Genomic DNA, 18,753 nt, shown 5'->3' with positions numbered 1-18,753 from the left:
CCGCCAGCGGGTCTTGCACAACCTCGCCCAGCGTGCCAAGACCATGGGGATGCAACTCGTGGCTACTGAAAATCCCGTTTGAAAACACCATGCAAATCAATCAGTTGTGTGGTGTTTCTTGAGAGCCTCACGGCTGGGGTTGTCGAACGACATCCCCAATGAGTCCAAACCGAGCGGCGGTGTTGCGATAGCGATCGTTACCCGAATGGGACAAGACAAGCCCGGCGATTTGCAGGTTTGGCTTGGTTCGAAGAATAGAGCGCGGGCTGAAAGCATCGTCAAAATTTTCCGGCTTGAACGCAGAAAAAAGTGCGACTTATCTCAAAAACCGCAGCGCAGGAGACACCGGCACAAAACGGGCACACTTCCGGTGCAAAACGGGCGCAATTTTGGCGGAAATTAAGTAATTTGCCATCATAAAAAATCGCATTCAAAATGCGTACAGACGAAAAAAATCCCTTGTAAATTATTGATTTACAAGGGATTTTCAATACTAACTGGCGGAGCAGGCGGGATTCGAACCCGCGGTGGGTTTTACCCCACGCACGCTTTCCAGGCGTGTGACTTAAACCGCTCATCCACCGCTCCGAAGCCCGCTAGTTTAACCGAGCCAGCTGGTTGTTTTTCGCAAAACTGCCAAAGTGGCAACAAAAAGCCATCCGAAGGTGGCTTCCCGGAAGGGGTGGAACTGAATTAATTCAACGCGACCTTCTTGCCGTCCTTGTAGGTGGACAGCGTCATTGACGGGTTTTTCATTTCACCGGTCTTCTCGAACGCGATGTTGGCGGTCACGCCTTTCAGGTTGGTTGACGCGATGAAGGGGATGTACACCTTCGGGTCAGCCGAGTTGGCGCGCTTCATGGCATCTGCCAAAACGAAGGTGGCATCGTACGTGTAGGGGCTGTAAATCTGGAACTGGCCGGGGTACTTGGCATCGTACTTGGCCTTCCATGCCGTGCCACCTGGCATCTTGGCAATGGAGGAACCACCTTCTGCGCAGACCACGCCGTTCAGGGTCTTGGCACCCGCTGCGATTTTGATCAACTCGTTGGTGCAAATGCCATCACCGCCAAAGTACTTGACGTTGGACATGCCCAGCTGTTCCATCTGGCGCAACATTGCACCAGCTTGGGCGTCCATGCCACCAAAGAAGATCGCATCAGGCTTCTTGGACTTGATTTGCGTCAGGATCGCCATGAAGTCGGCTGCTTTGTCGTTGGTGAACTGTTGGTCAACAATTTCAATGCCTTTCGCCTTGGCATCCTTGATGAACACTTCAGCCAGAGGTTGCCCGTAACCGGTGCGGTCATCAATCACGGCAAATTTCTTGAGTTTCATCGTGTCGGCTGCGTAGGCAGCCAAGCCACCGCCCAGCGCCAGGTCATTGGCGATGATGCGGTAGGTGGTGTTGTAACCAGGCTTGGTCAGGCTGGGGTTGGTCGCCGCGCCAGTCACATGAGGAATGCCACAGTCGTTGTAAATTTTGGACGCAGGAATGGTGGTGCCGGAGTTCAGGTGGCCCACCACGCCAGCAACCTTGGCGTCGCACAGTTTTTGTGCAACGGCGGTGCCCTGTTTTGGATCAGCGGCATCGTCTTCGGCTGCCAGTTCGAACTTGACCGTTTTGCCACCAATGGTGACTTTCTGAGCGTTCAGGTCTTCAATGGCCATGCGCACGCCATTTTCGTTGTCTTTGCCGTAATGGGCCTGGCCACCCGACATGGGGGCGACGTGACCAATCTTGACGACCATCTCTTGAGCCAGAGCAACGCCACCGGCCACCGCAATCGCTGCAGCCACAGTCAATTTCAATTTCATTTGCATAGACAACTCCAGGTTAAAAAAAATAATTGTGAATCAAGCGATTCAGCAACGACAACGATACAGCAATTTTTGCGCCAGCCTCATAGGGTGTTCACCAAGGAAGCAGCGGTTATTTGGGTCTCAACCGTGCGGATGGGTGACCGCAGGCGCATTCTGGCTGCCCAGCGCATCAATCACGGCCTGACGCACAAACATGTCCACCTCGACTTGCAGTTTGGCGCTGACATCGTCCCACTGGCGGGCCACCAAGGTACGCACCAGTCGATCAACCTCTTCCTGAAGTCTGCGCTCAAAGATCGGCTGCACCTGGCGCTGCACCTGAGCAATCAGCGCTTCGACATCAGGTTTGCTTTGCCGTGCCGTGGTGGTGAGGCTGGCCGGGTCGACCACCTCGGTCAATGTCGGGATAAAGCGGGGGGGGTGACGGTTGGGGGAGTTCATGGCGTTGTCCTGAAGCCAAGATCATGTTGAATCAGTTCCAGACCCGACTTGGTGTAGTGTTTCCAGCGCAGTCGGGCCTGGCTGCGCTCCATCGGGTCGGCGGTGACCACCTCAATCAGCCGGTTGAACCCTTCAAAACCAACAGGCACAGTGTCCGCCAGATTGAGCAGCACGTTACGCGAGGGAGCACCATGCAAGGATTCGCACAGCAGCACGGCGGACTTCTCCACCAGCGATGCGGGGTCACCGACACGGGCATGGGGCAAAAAATCGGTGGCTGACAGCGCCCACAGGTCCCGGTCAAACTGCGCTAGCACTTCTGGTGGTCCGGTTACCGTCAGTGTGGTGCCCGCAGCCACGGCCTTGCGCACCAGCCGACAGCTGTAATGCAGCCGGTTGTCCACATTGAAGTGAAACGCAACCTGGGTCACGCTTGTTGGTCCTGCGCGTCAAGTGCCATGAGGTAGTCCACCAACAGGCCCACAGGCCGACCGGTCGCACCTTTGGCCTTGCCACTTTTCCAGGCGGTGCCGGCAATGTCCAGATGCGCCCACGGAAACTTGCCGGTAAATTTTTGCAGGAACTTGGCCGCGGTGATGGCACCGCCCGGGCGCCCGGCCACGTTGGCCAGGTCGGCAAAATTGGTTTTGAGGCCCTCGGCGTAGTCGTCATCGAGCGGCATCGGCCAGCACAGGTCTTGGGACGACTCGCCTGCCATGACCATCGCCCGCGACAGGTCTTCATCGGCGCAAAAAAAGCCGCTGCGCACAGCGCCCAGGGCAATCACGCAGGCACCGGTCAAGGTGGCGATGTCGACCACCGCATGGGGTTTGAAACGCTCTGAATAAGTGAGCGAATCACACAGCACCAGCCTGCCTTCAGCATCTGTATTGAGGATCTCAATGGTTTGGCCATTCATGCTGGTGACCACATCACCCGGCTTGATGGAGCGGCCACTTGGCAAATTTTCACAGGCCGGGATCAAGCCCACCACATTGATGCCGGGTTGCAGGTCGGCCAGCGCCCGGAACACCCCCAACACGCTGGCCGCGCCGCACATGTCAAACTTCATCTCGTCCATCTCGGCAGCGGGTTTGATGGAAATGCCGCCGCTGTCAAAGGTGATGCCTTTGCCCACCAACACCACCGGCGCTGCCGATTTGGCCGCACCGCTGTAGCGCAAAACAATGAAGCGAAGTGGCTCGTCAGAGCCTTGCGCCACCGCCTGAAAGGCGCCCATGCCCAGCTTGGCGACTTCCTTGGGGCCCAGAATGTCGCATTTGATCTTGGGCAACTTGGCCAGATCACGCGCGGCGTGGGCCAAATCCGTTGGCGTGGCGTGGTTGGCGGGACGGTTGCCCCATTCCTTGGCCAGCTCAATCCCGGCCACGGCGGCAACTGCGCGGTCAAACTCCACCCGCAGGGACAGCGCATCTGGCAACATGAACGTCGCATTTTGAACCGTGCGGCCTTCGGCTTTGGACTTGGTCGCGGTGTAGACATAAGTGGCATCCGCCAGTGTGGTCACTGCCACGCGCAGCGCCAGCGCCGTTGGCGTTTGCAGAAAACTCAGGGTCAAGGCCTTGGGTTTGGCGCTTTTGATCAGACCCTCAGCGGCCAAGACAGCCTTGCGGATGTCCGCAACCGCACCCTCCCCCACATGCAGCAGCACCAGGCGGGAACAGGCCAGGCCGTCAGGGCGGAAAATATCCAGCACTTGTCCGGCTTGGGGCGTCAGGTCACCAGATTTCATCACCTTGGCGATCCAGTTTGACAAGACGTCTTTCTCGGGCTTGAAGGCGGTGGTCAAAAAAACCAATAAAACGTCTGTTTTTTCGCTGCTTAGGCGGCGCAAATCGAGGGGCTTGAGAGCAAAGTTCATAATCGCGGGTTTCCTTTAGCGCCATGTTATTCCATTCCTCTTTACGCAAAGAGTTGTCCCGCAGTTTCGGCGCCACGCTGGTGGTGTTGGTCACGGTCGTCATGACCATGACGCTGATCCGCACGCTGGGTCGGGCCACACGCGGTACCTTCAACCCGTCGGACGTGACGCTGATCATGGGTTACACGGTGCTGGGGTACATGCCGACCCTGCTGACCATGGGCCTGTTCATCGCCATCATTGCCACCTTGTCGCGCATGTACCGCGAGAGTGAGATGGTGATCTGGTTTTGCAGTGGCAAAGGGCTGGGCAGCCTGGTGGCGCCGCTGATGCGCTTTTCCTGGCCCATTTTTGCCGTGGTGGCGGCCTTGGCGCTGCTGGTGCTGCCCTGGACACAGCAGCGTATTGAAATACTCCGGACCCAGTATGAACAACGGGGTGACTTGGACCGGGTCGAGCCGGGCCAGTTTCAGGAGTCCAGCAACGGTGCACGGGTGTTTTTTGTTGAGAAAAACACCACCGGGGAGGCGTCTGGCTCGAATGTGTTCATTGCCTCCACCGAAAACGGCAAGGAAACGGTGACCTCGGCGCGCAACGGCCGCATCGAGATGTTGCCGCAGGGACAGTTTTTGGTGCTGAGCAATGGCCAACGGCTTGAGCGCACCATTGGCGCCCAGGATTTGAAAATCAGCGATTTTGAGGTCTACGGGGTGCAGGTCAGCGCCAAAGTGGCCGGCGTCAACCAGGCCATACCGGTGGATAACCTGCCCACACTCACCTTGCTGCAAAACCGCACACCCGCGCATCTGGGTGAACTGGCCTGGCGGATCGGGTTGCTGCTGGCTTGCATCAACTTTGTCATCATTGGGGTGGCCATCTCCAACGTCAACCCGCGGGTCAGCAAAAACGTCAACCTGTTTTTTGCCATGTTTGCCTTTATCGCCTACCACAACCTGCTCAATCTGGGCCAGAACTGGATCGCATCGGGCAAGATGTCGTTTGCCGCGTTCATGCTGTTGTTGCACGGCAGTGTGGCGCTGCTGGCGCTGTTGTGGCTGGCCAAGGGGCACAACAACTGGCATTGGCGCAAGCTCATCGGGCGCAGCGTCACCCCCTCAGGGACGACACCATGAAGACACTACGCAAACTGCTGTATGGCGAGGTGATCAGTGCCATCGGTTTTGTGGTGCTGGGGTTTCTGTCGCTTTTTTTCTTCTTTGACTTTGTCGACGAGGTCAAGGCGGTGGGGCAGTACGCGGACGCCGGTTACAGCCTGGGGCGCGCCCTGCTGTATGTGCTGCTGCTGATTCCCAACCACCTGTACGAGTTGATGCCGATTGCGGTGCTGATCGGCACCATTTATGTGATGGCCAGGCTGGCACAAAGCTCGGAGTACACCATCCTGCGCACCAGCGGGCTGGACCCCTGGCGCGCTTTGAAAGCCTTGCTCATTCTGGGGCTGGCGTTTGTGGCGCTGACCTTTGCCATTGGTGACTATGCCTCGCCAGCCGCTGACCGCGCAGCCCAACTGCTCAAGGCGCGCTACACACGGCATATCTCGGTCGGCCAGACCGGTGCCTGGTTAAAGGAGAAACAGGCTGATGGCACCTATGCGGTCAATGTCGGGCAACTCGCGCCCGATGGCAGCTTGCGCAGCATTCGCATTTTTGCGTTTGATAACCGGGGGTTCCTGGCGTCCATGACGCAGGCCACGTCAGCGGAGATCCAGCGCGACGGGGCCTGGGAGCTCAAAGATGTTGACCGCACTGAATTCGCCATCCAAGACGGCACAAGCGCGCAAATTGACCGGGCCAACCAGGCCTCCCTGCGTTGGCCCAATGGCATCAGCGCTGAAATGGTGTCAGCCGCCTTGCTCAAACCCGAGCGCATGAACACGCTGGACCTGTTCCAGTACATCCAGCACCTGCAGGCCAATTCCCAGACCGCCCAGCGCTACGAGATCGAATTCTGGCGCAAGGTGTTTTACCCCTTGAGCTGCCTGGTGATGGTGGTGCTAGCCCTGCCTTTTGCCTACCTGCATTTCCGCGCGGGCGGCATCACCACCTATGTGTTTGGCGGCGTGATGGCAGGCATCAGTTTCTTTTTGCTCAACAACGTGTTTGGCTACATGGGCAACCTGCAGAACTGGCAGCCTTGGCTGACCGCCGCACTGCCCGGCCTGATTTACTCGGTGTTGTCGCTCACGGCGTTTGCCTGGCTGGTCTTGCGAAGGTAGGAAAGTGAATTTATGAACTTGCACCAGTTTCGTTTTGTCCAGGAGGCCGTGCGCCGCGACCTGAACCTGACCGAGGCCGCCAAAGCGCTGCACACCTCGCAACCAGGGGTGTCCAAAGCCATCATCGAGCTGGAGGATGAACTCGGCATCGAGATTTTTGCCCGCCACGGCAAACGCCTCAAACGCGTCACCGAGCCGGGCCAGCAGGTACTGAAAAGTATCGCCATCATCATGCGCGAGGTGGGCAACCTCAAACGCATTGGTGAACAACACTGCCTGGGCGACAGCGGCACCTTGTCCATTGCCACCACGCACACCCAGGCGCGGTACTTTTTGCCCGAACCGGTGGCCAAACTGCGCCAGAACTTTCCCAAGGTCAACATCAGTCTGCACCAGGGTTCTCCCGAACAGGTGGCGCGCATGCTGCTCGATGAGGTGGCAGAGATTGGCATCGCCACCGAATCGCTGGCCAATTTTGAAGACCTGGTCACCCTGCCCTGTTACGAATGGCAGCATGTCTTGGTGCTGCCCGCAGGGCATGCCCTTGCCAGCAAAGAGCACATCACGCTGGAAGACATTGCCAAAGAGCCACTGGTCACTTACCACCCGTCTTACAGCGGACGCACCAAAATCGACCGCGCCTTCGCCACCCGCAAGCTCGAGCCGCGCATTGCGCTGGAAGCCATCGACTCGGACGTGATCAAAACCTATGTGCGCCTGGGGCTGGGTATTGGCATTGCGGCAGAAATGTCGGTACGCGATGTGCTGGAAGAAGGCGCCAAAAGTGCGCTGGTCATCAAACCCGCCGGGCACCTGTTTGGCCAAAACGTGGCGCGGGTGGCCTTCAAGCGCGGCGCCTATCTGCGCCAGTTTGTCTACCAGTTTGCCGAATTCCTCAGCAGCCGGCTCGATCGCAACCTGGTGGCCCGCGCCATGACCGGCCACATCAATGACTACGAACTCTGACCATGCCCTGCCCCACCCTGACCTCCAGGCTGCCCAATGTTGGCACCACCATTTTCACGGTGATGTCGGCGCTGGCGGCTGAAAAAAATGCCGTCAACCTGGGCCAGGGGTTTCCAGACTTTGCTTGCGACCCGCAATTGGTGAATGCCGTCACCCGGGCCATGCAGCAAGGCCTGAACCAGTACCCGCCAATGGCCGGTGTGCCCGTTTTACGAGAAGCCATTGCTACCAAATTACAAGCCATGTATGGCCGCAGCTATTCGGCTGCAACCGAAATTACCGTGACGGCCGGGGCCACACAAGCCATTCTCACCACCATCCTGGCCATTGTTCACCCCGGTGACGAAGTGATCGTGCTGGAGCCGTGTTATGACAGTTATGTGCCCAACATCGAACTGGCAGGCGGGGTGGCGGTGCGGGTGCCACTGACCCCTGGCACGTTTCGCCCCGAATTTGGGCTGATTGGCGCTGCCATCACGCCGCGCACCCGCGCCATCCTCATCAACACCCCGCACAACCCCAGCGGCACCACCTGGTCGGCGGCTGACATGCAGCGACTGGAACAGTTGCTGGCCCCCACCAACGTGCTGCTGATCAGCGACGAGGTGTACGAACACATGGTCTATGACGGCCAGCAGCACCAGAGTGTCGCGCGCTTTCCCGGCTTGGCTGAGCGCGCGTTTGTGATTTCCAGCTTTGGCAAAACCTACCACGTGACGGGTTGGAAAGTCGGCTACGTGGCGGCGCCCGCCGCACTCACGGCTGAATTTCGCAAGGTCCACCAGTTCAATGTGTTCACCGTCAACACGCCGGTGCAATACGCCTTGGCCGACTACATGGCTGACCCGGCGCCCTACCTGACCCTGCCGGACTTTTACCAGCACAAGCGCGACCTGTTTCGTGCGGGCCTGGCCACAACACGCTTCAAACTGCTGCCATGCGAAGGCACTTACTTTCAGTGTGTGGACACCTCGGCCATCAATGACCTGGGTGGCGCCGAGTTTTGCCAGTGGCTGACCGCAGAGGTTGGCGTGGCAGCGATTCCCCTGTCCGCGTTTTACGGCAACGGGTTTGAGCAGCAGGTGGTGCGTTTCTGCTTTGCCAAAAAGACCGAAACGCTGGCGCTGGCGCTTGAAAAGCTGCAGACCATCGGATAAAAAGCGGTTTGTCATTGGGGTGATCACCCAAGCCATACCGGGGTTGGCGCCCCATACCACCAAGGAGTCGTGTCATGCACCTGAGATCAAGCCCGGTCGTCCTGTCGTTCAGTCTGATTTTGGTTTTGTCGGGCTGTGCGTTTGCGCCTCCACAGGGTGCCGAACGCGACAAAACCTACCGCCTGACGGTGCTGCACACCAACGACCACCACGGCCACTTCTGGCAAAACAGCGACGGTGAATACGGCATGGCCGCGCGCAAGACCGTCATTGACGGCGTGCGCAAAGAGGTTGCCGCACAAGGCGGGCAGGTTTTGTTGCTCGATGGCGGCGACGTCAACACCGGCGTGCCCGAGTCTGACCTGCAAGACGCCGTGCCCGACTTCAAAGGCATGAACCTGCTGGGCTACCAGGCCATGGCGGTGGGCAACCACGAGTTTGACAAACCGCTGGCGGTGCTCAAAATGCAGCGCGATCTGGCGCAATTCCCCATGCTTTCGGCCAACATTTACGACAACGGCCAGCGCATGTTCGAGGCCTACAAGGTGTTCAACCTGGGTGGCCTGCGCGTTGGCGTCATGGGTCTGACCACCGAAGACACCCGCAAGCTGGCGTTGCCAGACAACGTGGCGCACCTCGACTTCCGCAACCCAATCACTGAAGCCGCCAAGGTGGTGCCCGAGTTGCGCGCTAAAGCGGATGTGGTGATCGCCGCCACCCACATGGGCCACTATGAAAACGGCCAGCACGGCAACCAGGCCGCGGGTGACGTGGAAATGGCGCGCGCCGTGCCCGGCATTGACCTGGTGGTGGGCGGCCACACCCAAAACCCGGCCTGCATGAAGGCAGAGAATGTGCTGGACCGTGCCTATGTGCCGGGCGCCGCCTGCCAGCCAGATCGTCAAAACGGCGCCTGGATTGTGCAAGCCCACGAATGGGGCAAATATGTGGGGCGGGCCGACTTTGAATATCACAACGGCGAATTCAAGCTGGTCAGCTATGCGCTGATCCCGATCAACCTGAAAAAACCGGTGAAGTCTGCTGACGGTAAAACCACCTTGGTGCCCTACACCAACCCCATCCCCGAGCACCCGGACATGCTGGCGCTGCTGGCGCCCTACCAGAAATTTGGCCAGGACAAACTCGCCATCCAGATCGGCACCACCGATGCCCGGCTGGAAGGTGACCGCAGTGTGGTGCGTAGCCAGCCCACCAACCTGGGTGTTTTGATTGGCCGGGCCATGATGGCCAAAACCGGTGCGGATCTGGCCATCGTCAACGCCGGTGGTGTGCGCGACGCCATGGGTGCGGGCGTGATCACTTACAAAGATGTGCTCAAAGTGCACCCCTTTGGCAACACCGTTTGCACCGTGGATTTGACGGGTCAGGAACTGCTGGACTATCTGAACGCAGCTGCCAGGATGGCACCGGGCTCTGGCGCCTTCCCGCAATTTGCCGGCGTGGCGCTCCACATCAACGCAGGGGTGGTCAGCCAGGTACGTATCGCCGACCAGGCCCTGTTGCCAGGCAAAACCTACCGATTGGCCATCAACAACTTTCAAGCCAGCGGCGGCGACGGCTACCCCAAGCTGTCCAGCCACCCCGGTTTTGTCAACACCGGCTTTGTGGATGCCGATGTTTTGCGTGCCTTCATCAGCAAAAACAGTCCCTTGAAGGCGGCTGACTTTGCGCCCGGCTCGGCCGTGGTGCGCCGATAATCCAAGCACTTCACGCCGCGATGGCGCGCAGGCAATCAACTCAGGAGAACTGTCATGGCCAAAGGTCAGCAAAGCCAAAAAATGGTGAAAAAACCCAAAAAAGACACCTCTCCCCCCAAGCCCGTGTCAGCAGACGCTGTGCGCCCGACCATCGTCACGGTGGTGCCGGTACGTGGCAAGCTTAAAAACGCACCGCGTTGATCCGGCCATGACACGGTGGATGGCAGCGGCACGCGCCGCGCCGTCCTGATGCGGGTGCGCATGAGGAAACCTCTTCGAGCCAGTTCACACCCAGCGCCGTCGGCGCTGCCCGTCAAACAACGGTTGGGCGGCCCTGAGCGCCGGGTGATGCCGTCAGGCGGTGGTGTCTCCACGGCCCGCCTGGTCGATGACCTGCGCCACTACCAGTCAGAGCTGGAAATCCAGAACAAGGCGCTGCGTTTCAGCCAGAGTGCGGCCGAGGGTGCGTATGAACGCTTTGTGACGCTGTTCTCGAACGTCCCGCTGGCGCTGATGGTGGTGGATGACAGCGGCCAGATCCTCGAAAACAACGCCCGGGCCCTGGCCTTGCTGCGCCCGGTGGAGAGTGACCCGCCGCTGACGTATTTTCAGCCGCTGGTCCATGCCAACGACCTGAACGCGGTGCTGGAAGGATTTGCCACCGCGCGGCTGGCCGGTGCCTGCGAGCTCAATGAGTTGCGGTTTGACGGCGCCTCCAATGGCACCATCACCGGTGACCTGCATATCTCGCGCATCGATTCCACCCAGGAAGACCGCAACACCTTCATTTGCGCCATCATTGATCAGGGACCTTTGCTCACCCAGCGCAGCGCGCTGCAAGCCAGCGCCGACACGCTGCAGCAGCGCAACACCGAGTTGTTGCAAAGCAAGACACATCTGGCGGCCATCATCAATTCGTCGCTGGATGCCATCATTTGTGTCGACCGGCTGCAGCGCATCATCGTTTTCAACCCTACCGCCGCGACTCTCTTCCGTTGCCCGGCAGAGCAGGCGCTGGGGCGCTTGCTGGTCGATTTTTTGCCTGACGCGGTGCGTGCCTTGTCCTACAGCGACATCACCAGCCACGCCCAGCTGGGCGAAATGTCCGGCATCACCACCGAGGGCGACACCGTCCCGCTGGACATCAGCCTGTCGTTTGAGCATCACCCGGATGGCGATATCGTCACTTTTTTCGCCCGCGACCTGACGGCGCAAAAAAAGATGGAAGCCCACCGCGCCACGCTGGAGTCGCAGCTGCGTGAATCGCAAAAAATGCAGGCGATCGGCACCATGGCAGGCGGTATTGCGCACGATTTCAACAACATCATCAGCGCCATCCTGGGCAATGTGGAGCTGGCCCGCGAAGACGCCCATCTGGACTCGGCGGTGGCCACCAGCCTGCGCGAGATCGACAAAGCCGCGCGGCGGGCGCGCGATCTGGTGCGGCAAATTCTGACCTTCAGCCGCAATGAGCCGCCGAACCGCATCCCCGTGCAACTGGCCGATGTGGTGATGGAGACCACCCGCCTGCTCAAGGTTACCCTGCCACCGCAGGTGGATCTGGTGATGGACATCCAGCCCGACACCCCCCCGGTGCTGGCCGATGCCACACAAATCGAACAAGTCCTGCTGAACCTGTGCACCAATGCCATTTACGCCATCGGCAAACGCAAAGGCACGATCCGCGTGACGCTGGACTACACCCGGCGCAGCCGCAACACCCCTGGCGAGCGGCGCGCCGGGTTACGTGCGCAGCACATCAAACTCACCGTCAGTGACACTGGCGTAGGCATGTCCGAGGAGGTTTTGCAGCGCGTATTCGAGCCGTTTTTCACCACCAAACCGGTCGGACAAGGCACCGGCCTGGGGCTGTCCGTGGTGCACGGCATCATGCGGGCGCACTTGGGTAGCGTACGGGTCCAAAGCACGCCCGGCCAGGGCAGCACCTTCACCTTGTTGTTTCCGTTCAACGGCGATGTGCCGCCACCGGCCCCCAGCTTGAAGCCGCCAGGCGTCGCGCCAGCCAGCGCCCCCTGCGGCACGGGCCAAAAGGTCATGTATGTGGATGACGACGAGGCACTGGTGTTCCTGGTGCAGCGCTTGCTGACCCGCCGCGGTTACGCGGTCAGCACCTTCACCGACCCGAAACAGGCGCTGCAAGCGCTGCGGGCCGACCCGACCCAGACCGATCTGCTGGTGACGGATTTCAACATGCCAGGCTACAGCGGTGTCGAGTTGATTCGTGATGTGGCCGCCCTGCGGCCCGATCTGCCGACCGCTTTGGCATCGGGTTATGTCACGCCCGAAATCGAACGCGATGCGGTGGCTGCCGGTGCCCGGGCTTTGATCCACAAGCCCAACGACATCGAAGAGCTGTGTGACACGGTTCAAAAACTGCTGTGCCAATGCCGTGTCGACCCCTGAGCCCGATGGTTATGCCATCGTCTACCAGGACGATGCCTTGTTGGTCCTGGACAAACCCGCCGGCTTGTTGAGTGTGCCGGGTCGTGGTGCGGACAAGCAGGACTGTTTGTCGTCGCGGGTACAGCGCAGTTACCCCACCGCCAGCGTTGTCCACAGACTGGATATGGGCACCTCTGGCCTGATGCTCATGGCCCTGAACGCTGAGGTGCAGCGCCTGCTCAACGACGCCTTTGCCAGCCGCACCGTTCACAAGCGCTACCAAGCCGTGGTCGATGGGCTGGTCACCGTGCCTGAAGGCAGCGACAGCGGCGCGTGGCAACAGATCGATTTACCTATCGCACTGGATTGGCCCAACCGGCCTTTGCGTGTCATTGACGTTCAGGCGGGCAAACCCAGCCAGACGCGCTGGCAAGTGGTGTCGGTGAACCGGGCCACCCACACCAGCCGTCTTCAGCTGGAACCCCTGACGGGGCGGTCTCACCAACTGCGGGTGCACCTGCGGGCCATCGGGCACCCCATAGTGGGCGACGCCCTCTACGCGCCTGCCGATGTGGTGGACAAGTCAGCGCGTCTGTTGTTACACGCCACCGAACTGGCCTTGATGCACCCCGTCACCGGGCAGCCCATCCGGTTTGTCAGCCCGACACCGTTTTAAGCCAGGTCCGGGCTGACGGCGCCCTGCGTGTTCGCCGGCACCCTGCGGGCCTGGGCCCACAATCTGTAGATGGTGTAGCTGTTGGTGGCGGCAATGATGACTTCCAACGCAGTGCCGCCAATCGAGCCGGACAGCACGTTGTTGGCAATCCAGAACAGGGTGCCCAGCAACATCAGCAGACGCATGCGAATGCCGGTGAACAGAAACATGGCCAGGGTGCCGGCTGTAGAAGCCATCAGCGGCAACCAGTTCCACCAGACCGTGGCCAGCTTGAAGCCCAGCGCCACATTGATACCGACAAAAATCAACGCGATCCAGACCGACCGGGTGTAAATGGACACCACCGAGCGTGTGACCGACACCAGCGAACTCGCCGCGGCAGACGGGTTGCCCAGCAACATGAAATGGGCCATGTAGGCGCTACATTCCAGCGCCATGAAGATTTTGAAGCGCCTGTCGGTCTTCTGTAAAAAAGACGCCACACCCAGCACAAATGCTGCGTAGCCAAACAGTTGTGCCGTGTCAAGCCAACCCTGCACGACCCGCCCCTCGGGTGCTCAGCTGGCCGCTTGCGCTTTGGACGCACGCCAGGCGCCATAAGCCGCGGCGGTGCCGTTCAGGGTGTTGGCAAACATCTGCCACCATGAATCGTAGGCCCAGGCGTTGTACATCCACAGCGACGCCACACCGATCATGGCCACCCGCAACGCCACACCACGCATGAAAAACATGGCGTAGGTGGCCAGCATCGAGCCTGCCATCGCAAACAAGGTCGTCATGCCGTCCCAGGTCAAGGCACCAATGCCCAGCGTCACCACCAGGAAGGCCAGACAGGTGAACAATTTGGTGCGATCACTTCTCCCCTGCACCGACGATGCCGACACCTGCCGCCCGACACTGAGCACACTCAACGCCGCAGCACTTTGGGCACCGATCAACAAATTGTTGGCAGCCCAGAGCGCAGACGCCCATCCCGTGGAATGGCGCAGTGAGCGGTCGGAGGTCCGCACCAGCCCTGCCACGTTGAGGGTCAGAGCGGCCATACCGGTCACGTCGATGAGATGAAGGGACATGGTGGAAGGCGCCAATGCCTTGGCGCGGATGAGTAAGAATTCAGAAAGGTGTGAATTCTAAGGGTAAACCCTAATCCCTGCCGGCATCGACGGGAACCTGAGCCCGCACCTGTGTCCGGCGCGTTGCCTGCTGTCGCGGCGCTTCAACGGCCCCCGTCAGCTGGAAGCGCTTTCCTGGGAAAGCACCGGTGACAACGCACAGAAACCCTGCGGCGGCACCTGCAGCGCGGCGTTGAACTTGCTCGACAGGTTCTGAAACGAAATCAACGCGGTCAGTTCGATGATGGCGTCGTCGCTGAAATGGCGACGCAGGGTGGTGAACACCTCGCCCGATGACCGCTGATCTGAATGTGTCATGGACTCGGCGTAAGTCAAAGCAGCTTTTTCCCGTTCCGAGAACAAAGGGCTGTCGGCAAAGCTAGCGACAGCCAGCAATTTGGCTTCGCTGATGTCGCGTTTTAACGCTGTGGCCGCATTGACGTCCACACAAAAGCTGCACCAGTTGATTTGGGATACCCGCACCGTGATGAGTGTTCGCAACGACGGCTCAAGGGGTGACGAACGCCGGTCCAGCGCGCCGTACAGCAGCGCCAAGGCCGCAAACACCTTGGGGGTACGGCCCCAAAGGCGAGCGGGCTCCAAAATCGCCCCGTAGCGGCGTTTTTGATTCCAAAAGAACACCCGGACATACCAGGGATAAACATGCGACTCGGGGGTGGTGATGGAGAGCACGGCGCTGCCTTTTCGTGATGCTGTAAGCCGCCGGTATGATAGGCCACGATCTGCCCACGGGCACCGCCGCTCCAGCGTGATGAAGGCACAGGCCTCACACCGGGATGCGGTCCGGCCACCGCGGGCTTGGCTCGCCACACTGACACCCACACCCTGAACGAAAGAAAAAATGATTGATACCGCCGCCCCATGGACGCCGCTTGAAACCTTCGACGACTTTGACAACGGCCTGTCCGAGCTGATCGACCTGTGGTCCGGTCCCTCAACGCCCGACATCAAACAAGCTGCACTGGCCCATTTCAAAGCGGATCTGGAAGCGGCAACCCTCACATGGGTCGACAACCGGGCCAAATCCAAAAAATATGCCGCCATTGCCGCAGAGCTGGCTGAATTTGAACAAGCGCTGGCAGAAGGCGACGACACGGCGCCCCAAGGCACCGCCTGACCACCCGCCAGGCAGGCGCCATGATCCGGCCAGCCCATAGAGCGACGCCCCCATGACCCACACCCGACACTGGAGTCTGGGCGCCAAACTGTTGATGGTGGGGGCGCCGTTCATGCTGCTGGTGTTCATGGCCACGGTGGCCACGCTGTGGGTGTCGTGGCAGCTCGACGGCGGTGCCGCAGCGGTCAATGAAGCCGGGCGCATGCGCATGCAGTCTTACCGGCTGTCGTTGTCCATTGGCACGGGCAACACCCAACTGGTGCCCGAACAGGCCGCCGAATTTGACCGCAGCCTGGCCACGCTGAAACAGGGCGACCCGAACCGACCGCTGTTTGTGCCCTGGGACGACGACACGCGCCAGCGTTTTGCCGTGGTGGAGACCGACTGGGCGCGTTACCAGCAGCGCTGGATCCAGGCCGCCCCGCAACGGTTTGAGGAACTCAGCTCGGATACCGTGCGTTTTGCTGCGGATATTGACCATTTTGTCAACGGCATCGAGGTGCATCTGGCCCGCTGGACCGCGCTGCTGCATTTGTTGCAGCTGAGCATGCTGGGCTCGGTCATCCTGGGTGCCACGGTCCTGCTCTACACCGGTTACATGTTTGTGCTGGAGCCGGTCGGCCAGCTCAAACAAGCCATTGAAAAGATCCAGCTGGGTGACTTTGAGGCCCGGGTGGCGCGCGTCACCAGCGACGAATTCGGCACCCTGGCCGAGGGCTTCAACGGCATGGCCGAACACCTGCAGTCCATGTACCGCAATCTGGAGAGCAAGGTGGCCGAGAAAACCCGGCTGCTGCAGGAAAAGTCCGAGCGGCTGGCGAGCCTGTACGAGGTCACCGCGCTGGTGACCAAGGCCACCTCACTCGACACCTTGGCGCAGGAATTCACCCAAAGTCTGGCCAAGATTTCGCACGCGGATGGTGTCGCGCTGCGCTGGTCCAGCCAGGGTGGGCAGCGTTATCTGCTGCTGGCCACCCATGGGCTGCCGCCGAACATGGTGGACGCTGAACAATGCATTTATTCGGGTGACTGCGCCTGTGGTTCGGCCGACCCGGGCGCGGGCCTGAGCGTGATCCCGATCCACAACCTGTCTGCCACCCAGCAACCTCACTGTGCCCGGGCCGGGTTCGAGACCCTGGTCACCATCCCGGTTCGCCTGCACGGGCATTTCATGGGGGAGGTGGATTTGTTCTTCCACGCCAGAACCGAGCCCACGCCCGCCGAACGCTCGCTGTTTGAAGCCCTGAGCAGCCACCTGGCCAGCGGCATGGAAAACCTGCGCCTCAATGCCCTGGAAAAGGAAGCCGCCGTATCGCAAGAACGCCACCTGCTGGCGCGCGAGTTACATGACTCGATTGCCCAATCACTGGCGTTCCTCAAAATTCAGGTGCAGCTGATGCGTGATGCGCTGAAAACCGGCCAGGCCGACGAGGTGGCCAAAATTCTCGAAGAAATCGATGTGGGCGTGAAAGAGAGTTACGGCGATGTGCGCGAGCTGCTGCTGCACTTTAGGACCCGCACCAACACCGAAGACATCGAACCTGCCCTAGCCACCACCTTGCAAAAGTTTGAACTGCAAAGCGGCATCAAATCAACCTTGAGCATGCAGGGCCAAGGCTTGCCGCTGAGCCCCGACGTGCAGATTCAGGTGCTGCACATCCTGCAAGAGGCTTTGTCCAACATTCGCAAACACGCGCATGCCTCCCAGGCGTGGCTGGACGTGCAGCAGCAACCCAGCTGGCGCTTTGAGGTACGAGACGATGGCATCGGCTTCAACCCGGACGCCGACCAGCACGACCAGACGCATGTCGGCCTGCGCATCATGGCTGAGCGCGCGCAGCGCATCGGGGCCCAGATTGACCTGGTATCCACCCCATTGCGCGGCAGTTCGGTGATTCTGACCTTGCCGTCTGTGCCACACCCCAGCGCGCACAAACCCGTCCAGCGCGAAGCCGTGCCTGCCCTGCCAACCCCATGAGATTGAGATGAACACGCCTGACAACACACCAATCCGGATCCTGGTGGTTGACGACCACACGCTGTTTCTCCGCGGCCTGACCGCCTTGTTGTCGCGCGACCCGCTGCTCACCGTGGTCGGTGATGCGGCGGACGCCGGGCAGGCCCTGCGCAAAGCCCAGGAGCTACAACCCGACGTGATCCTGCTGGACAACCATTTGCCCGGCGTCAGCGGCGTCGATGCCCTGCCCTCGCTGCTGGAAGCCGCGCCCAACTGCTGCATCCTGATGCTCACCGTCAGCGAGGACGAAAGCGACCTGTTGGCCGCCTTGCAGGGCGGCGCCAGCGCCTACCTGCTCAAAACCATGGAAGGTGACGCGCTCACCGCGGCGGTCCACCGCGCGTTTCACGGCGACAGCGTGATCGCCCCGGAAATGATGGGCAAACTGGTGGCCGCCTACAAAGGTGCGTCGACCCGCGTTGCGCCGGTCAGTCAGGCCGAGCCGGTCGCCGACAGCCCCAGCCGCAGCCCCCAAGCCTGCGCACTGGCCAGCCTGTCACCGCGTGAACAGGATGTGCTGCGCGGCATTGCCCGCGGCGCCAGCAACAAGGAGATTGCCCGCGATTACGGCATTGTCGAGACCACCGTCAAGATCCACGTGCAGCACATTCTGCGCAAACTGGGGGTGAGTTCGCGGGTGCACGCCGCCGTGATGGCGTCCGAGCACGGGCTGCTGTGATCAGGACGCAGCGGGGCTTAATCCTCGCGAAACGGGAGCCCAGGAATCGGCTGCAGGTGCCGGGTATTGACCGCAGACGCTGAACGAGCAGGCGCCGCAGACGCCACCAGATCGGCCAGCGTGACGCCGTCCAGCACCGCCAGGTAACGCTGCGTGGCCTGAGAGAGCACCGCTTTGAGTCGGCAATGCTGGCTCATACGGCATTGGTTTTGCACCGGGTCAAAACACTCCACCATCGCGAAATCGGTCTCGGTGGCGCGCACCACCTCACCCAGAGCGATGTCCTGCGCGGGTTTCAGCAGACGAATGCCGCCCCCGCGGCCGCGTGTGGTTTCCAGCCAGCCGCGGGCGCCGAGTTCCTGCACGATTTTGGTCAGGTGGCTGCGCGAGATGCCATGCTGCTCGGCAATCTCGGTGATCGTGACCGGTTGCGCTCGCCCCTGGCAGGCGGCGCAATACATCAGCACACGCAAGGTGTAATCCGTCCACTGGGTCAGGCGCATA

At 60.4% G+C, this 18,753-nt stretch carries 20 protein-coding genes and 1 tRNA gene; 11 read left to right on the top strand and 10 right to left on the bottom strand.

The window, feature by feature from the left end:
- Positions 1-498: 498 nt before the first annotated feature.
- From LHU53_RS17680 to LHU53_RS19905, 6 genes are all read right to left on the bottom strand, one after another.
- A tRNA-Ser gene (locus LHU53_RS17680) sits at positions 499-588 on the bottom strand.
- A 105-nt stretch (positions 589-693) separates the two neighbouring features.
- Entirely contained in the window at positions 694-1,824 is a 1,131-nt protein-coding gene (locus tag LHU53_RS17675; protein ID WP_227334107.1) for a branched-chain amino acid ABC transporter substrate-binding protein, read from the bottom strand.
- Positions 1,825-1,944: 120 nt separating this feature from the next.
- Positions 1,945-2,265 carry a hypothetical protein gene (locus LHU53_RS17670; RefSeq protein ID WP_227334106.1) on the bottom strand — a complete coding sequence of 107 codons (321 nt, stop codon included), beginning with the start codon at positions 2,263-2,265 and terminating at the stop codon, positions 1,945-1,947.
- Positions 2,262-2,696 (bottom strand): DNA polymerase III subunit chi, encoded by a 435-nt coding sequence (locus LHU53_RS17665; RefSeq protein ID WP_227334105.1) that lies wholly within the window; start codon positions 2,694-2,696, stop codon positions 2,262-2,264. The genes LHU53_RS17670 and LHU53_RS17665 overlap by 4 nt, the downstream gene beginning before the upstream one ends.
- A complete protein-coding gene (locus tag LHU53_RS17660) occupies positions 2,693-4,120 on the bottom strand; it encodes a leucyl aminopeptidase (RefSeq protein WP_370632343.1) in 1,428 nt (475 codons plus the stop codon). The genes LHU53_RS17665 and LHU53_RS17660 overlap by 4 nt, the downstream gene beginning before the upstream one ends.
- Positions 4,005-4,241, bottom strand: a complete 237-nt coding sequence (locus LHU53_RS19905) for a hypothetical protein (RefSeq protein ID WP_227334113.1) — start codon at positions 4,239-4,241, stop codon at positions 4,005-4,007. Before LHU53_RS19905 ends, LHU53_RS17660 begins: the two co-directional genes overlap by 116 nt.
- Between LHU53_RS19905 and lptF the strand changes: the two genes are divergently transcribed.
- The 8 genes from lptF (at position 4,171) to LHU53_RS17615 (ending at position 13,303) form a co-directional block, all read left to right on the top strand.
- Complete coding sequence (gene lptF / locus LHU53_RS17650; RefSeq protein WP_227334104.1) at positions 4,171-5,280, top strand: LPS export ABC transporter permease LptF; 1,110 nt, start codon at positions 4,171-4,173, stop codon at positions 5,278-5,280. The genes LHU53_RS19905 and lptF overlap by 71 nt on opposite strands.
- Positions 5,277-6,383: an LPS export ABC transporter permease LptG gene (gene lptG / locus LHU53_RS17645; RefSeq protein ID WP_227334103.1), complete on the top strand. Its 1,107-nt coding sequence runs from the start codon at positions 5,277-5,279 to the stop codon at positions 6,381-6,383. Before lptF ends, lptG begins: the two co-directional genes overlap by 4 nt.
- Positions 6,384-6,395: 12 nt before the next feature.
- Positions 6,396-7,349 carry a CysB family HTH-type transcriptional regulator gene (locus LHU53_RS17640; protein WP_227334102.1) on the top strand — a complete coding sequence of 318 codons (954 nt, stop codon included), beginning with the start codon at positions 6,396-6,398 and terminating at the stop codon, positions 7,347-7,349.
- Between the two features lie 2 nt (positions 7,350-7,351).
- Positions 7,352-8,506: a pyridoxal phosphate-dependent aminotransferase gene (locus tag LHU53_RS17635; RefSeq protein WP_227334101.1), complete on the top strand. Its 1,155-nt coding sequence runs from the start codon at positions 7,352-7,354 to the stop codon at positions 8,504-8,506.
- Positions 8,507-8,580: 74 nt separating this feature from the next.
- Positions 8,581-10,224, top strand: a complete 1,644-nt coding sequence (ushA, locus tag LHU53_RS17630) for a bifunctional UDP-sugar hydrolase/5'-nucleotidase UshA (protein ID WP_227334100.1) — start codon at positions 8,581-8,583, stop codon at positions 10,222-10,224.
- 54 nt (positions 10,225-10,278) lie between these two features.
- Positions 10,279-10,425, top strand: coding sequence for a hypothetical protein (locus LHU53_RS17625; protein ID WP_227334099.1), 147 nt, complete (start codon positions 10,279-10,281; stop codon positions 10,423-10,425).
- 60 nt (positions 10,426-10,485) lie between these two features.
- Positions 10,486-12,648: an ATP-binding protein gene (locus LHU53_RS17620; RefSeq protein ID WP_227334098.1), complete on the top strand. Its 2,163-nt coding sequence runs from the start codon at positions 10,486-10,488 to the stop codon at positions 12,646-12,648.
- The gene (locus LHU53_RS17615; RefSeq protein WP_227334097.1) at positions 12,602-13,303 is read left to right on the top strand and encodes an RluA family pseudouridine synthase; all 702 of its coding nucleotides are present in this window, start codon (positions 12,602-12,604) and stop codon (positions 13,301-13,303) included. Before LHU53_RS17620 ends, LHU53_RS17615 begins: the two co-directional genes overlap by 47 nt.
- On the opposite strand, the gene LHU53_RS17610 is transcribed toward LHU53_RS17615, so the two are convergent.
- The 3 genes from LHU53_RS17610 to LHU53_RS17600 all read right to left on the bottom strand — a co-directional run bounded on the left by LHU53_RS17610 (position 13,300) and on the right by LHU53_RS17600 (position 15,108).
- Positions 13,300-13,842, bottom strand: a complete 543-nt coding sequence (locus LHU53_RS17610) for a YgjV family protein (RefSeq protein ID WP_227334096.1) — start codon at positions 13,840-13,842, stop codon at positions 13,300-13,302. The two genes, LHU53_RS17615 and LHU53_RS17610, sit on opposite strands and share 4 nt — an antisense overlap.
- Positions 13,843-13,860: 18 nt before the next feature.
- Positions 13,861-14,376: a YgjV family protein gene (locus LHU53_RS17605; protein ID WP_227334095.1), complete on the bottom strand. Its 516-nt coding sequence runs from the start codon at positions 14,374-14,376 to the stop codon at positions 13,861-13,863.
- 156 nt (positions 14,377-14,532) lie between these two features.
- A complete protein-coding gene (locus LHU53_RS17600) occupies positions 14,533-15,108 on the bottom strand; it encodes a carboxymuconolactone decarboxylase family protein (RefSeq protein ID WP_227334094.1) in 576 nt (191 codons plus the stop codon).
- A gap of 169 nt (positions 15,109-15,277) precedes the next feature.
- Here LHU53_RS17600 and LHU53_RS17595 point away from each other — a divergent pair, with 169 nt between their 5' ends.
- Genes LHU53_RS17595 through LHU53_RS17585 form a run of 3 tightly spaced genes read left to right on the top strand, consistent with a single transcriptional unit; the run spans position 15,278 to position 18,249 of the window.
- Complete coding sequence (locus LHU53_RS17595) at positions 15,278-15,553, top strand: hypothetical protein (protein ID WP_227334093.1); 276 nt, start codon at positions 15,278-15,280, stop codon at positions 15,551-15,553.
- Positions 15,554-15,605: 52 nt separating this feature from the next.
- Positions 15,606-17,531 (top strand): type IV pili methyl-accepting chemotaxis transducer N-terminal domain-containing protein, encoded by a 1,926-nt coding sequence (locus LHU53_RS17590; protein ID WP_227334092.1) that lies wholly within the window; start codon positions 15,606-15,608, stop codon positions 17,529-17,531.
- A gap of 7 nt (positions 17,532-17,538) precedes the next feature.
- The gene (locus tag LHU53_RS17585) at positions 17,539-18,249 is read left to right on the top strand and encodes a response regulator (RefSeq protein WP_227334091.1); all 711 of its coding nucleotides are present in this window, start codon (positions 17,539-17,541) and stop codon (positions 18,247-18,249) included.
- A gap of 17 nt (positions 18,250-18,266) precedes the next feature.
- Here LHU53_RS17585 and LHU53_RS17580 read toward each other — a convergent pair whose 3' ends face one another.
- On the bottom strand, positions 18,267-18,752 hold the full coding sequence (locus LHU53_RS17580; protein ID WP_227334090.1) for an Rrf2 family transcriptional regulator: 486 nt from the start codon (positions 18,750-18,752) through the stop codon (positions 18,267-18,269).
- Between the last annotated feature and the right edge of the window lies 1 nt (position 18,753).

Origin of the sequence: Rhodoferax sp. U2-2l (genome assembly GCF_020594515.1) — a bacterium.
GTDB lineage: Bacteria > Pseudomonadota > Gammaproteobacteria > Burkholderiales > Burkholderiaceae_C > Rhodoferax.
This window is presented reverse-complemented; position numbering and strand designations above follow the sequence as displayed.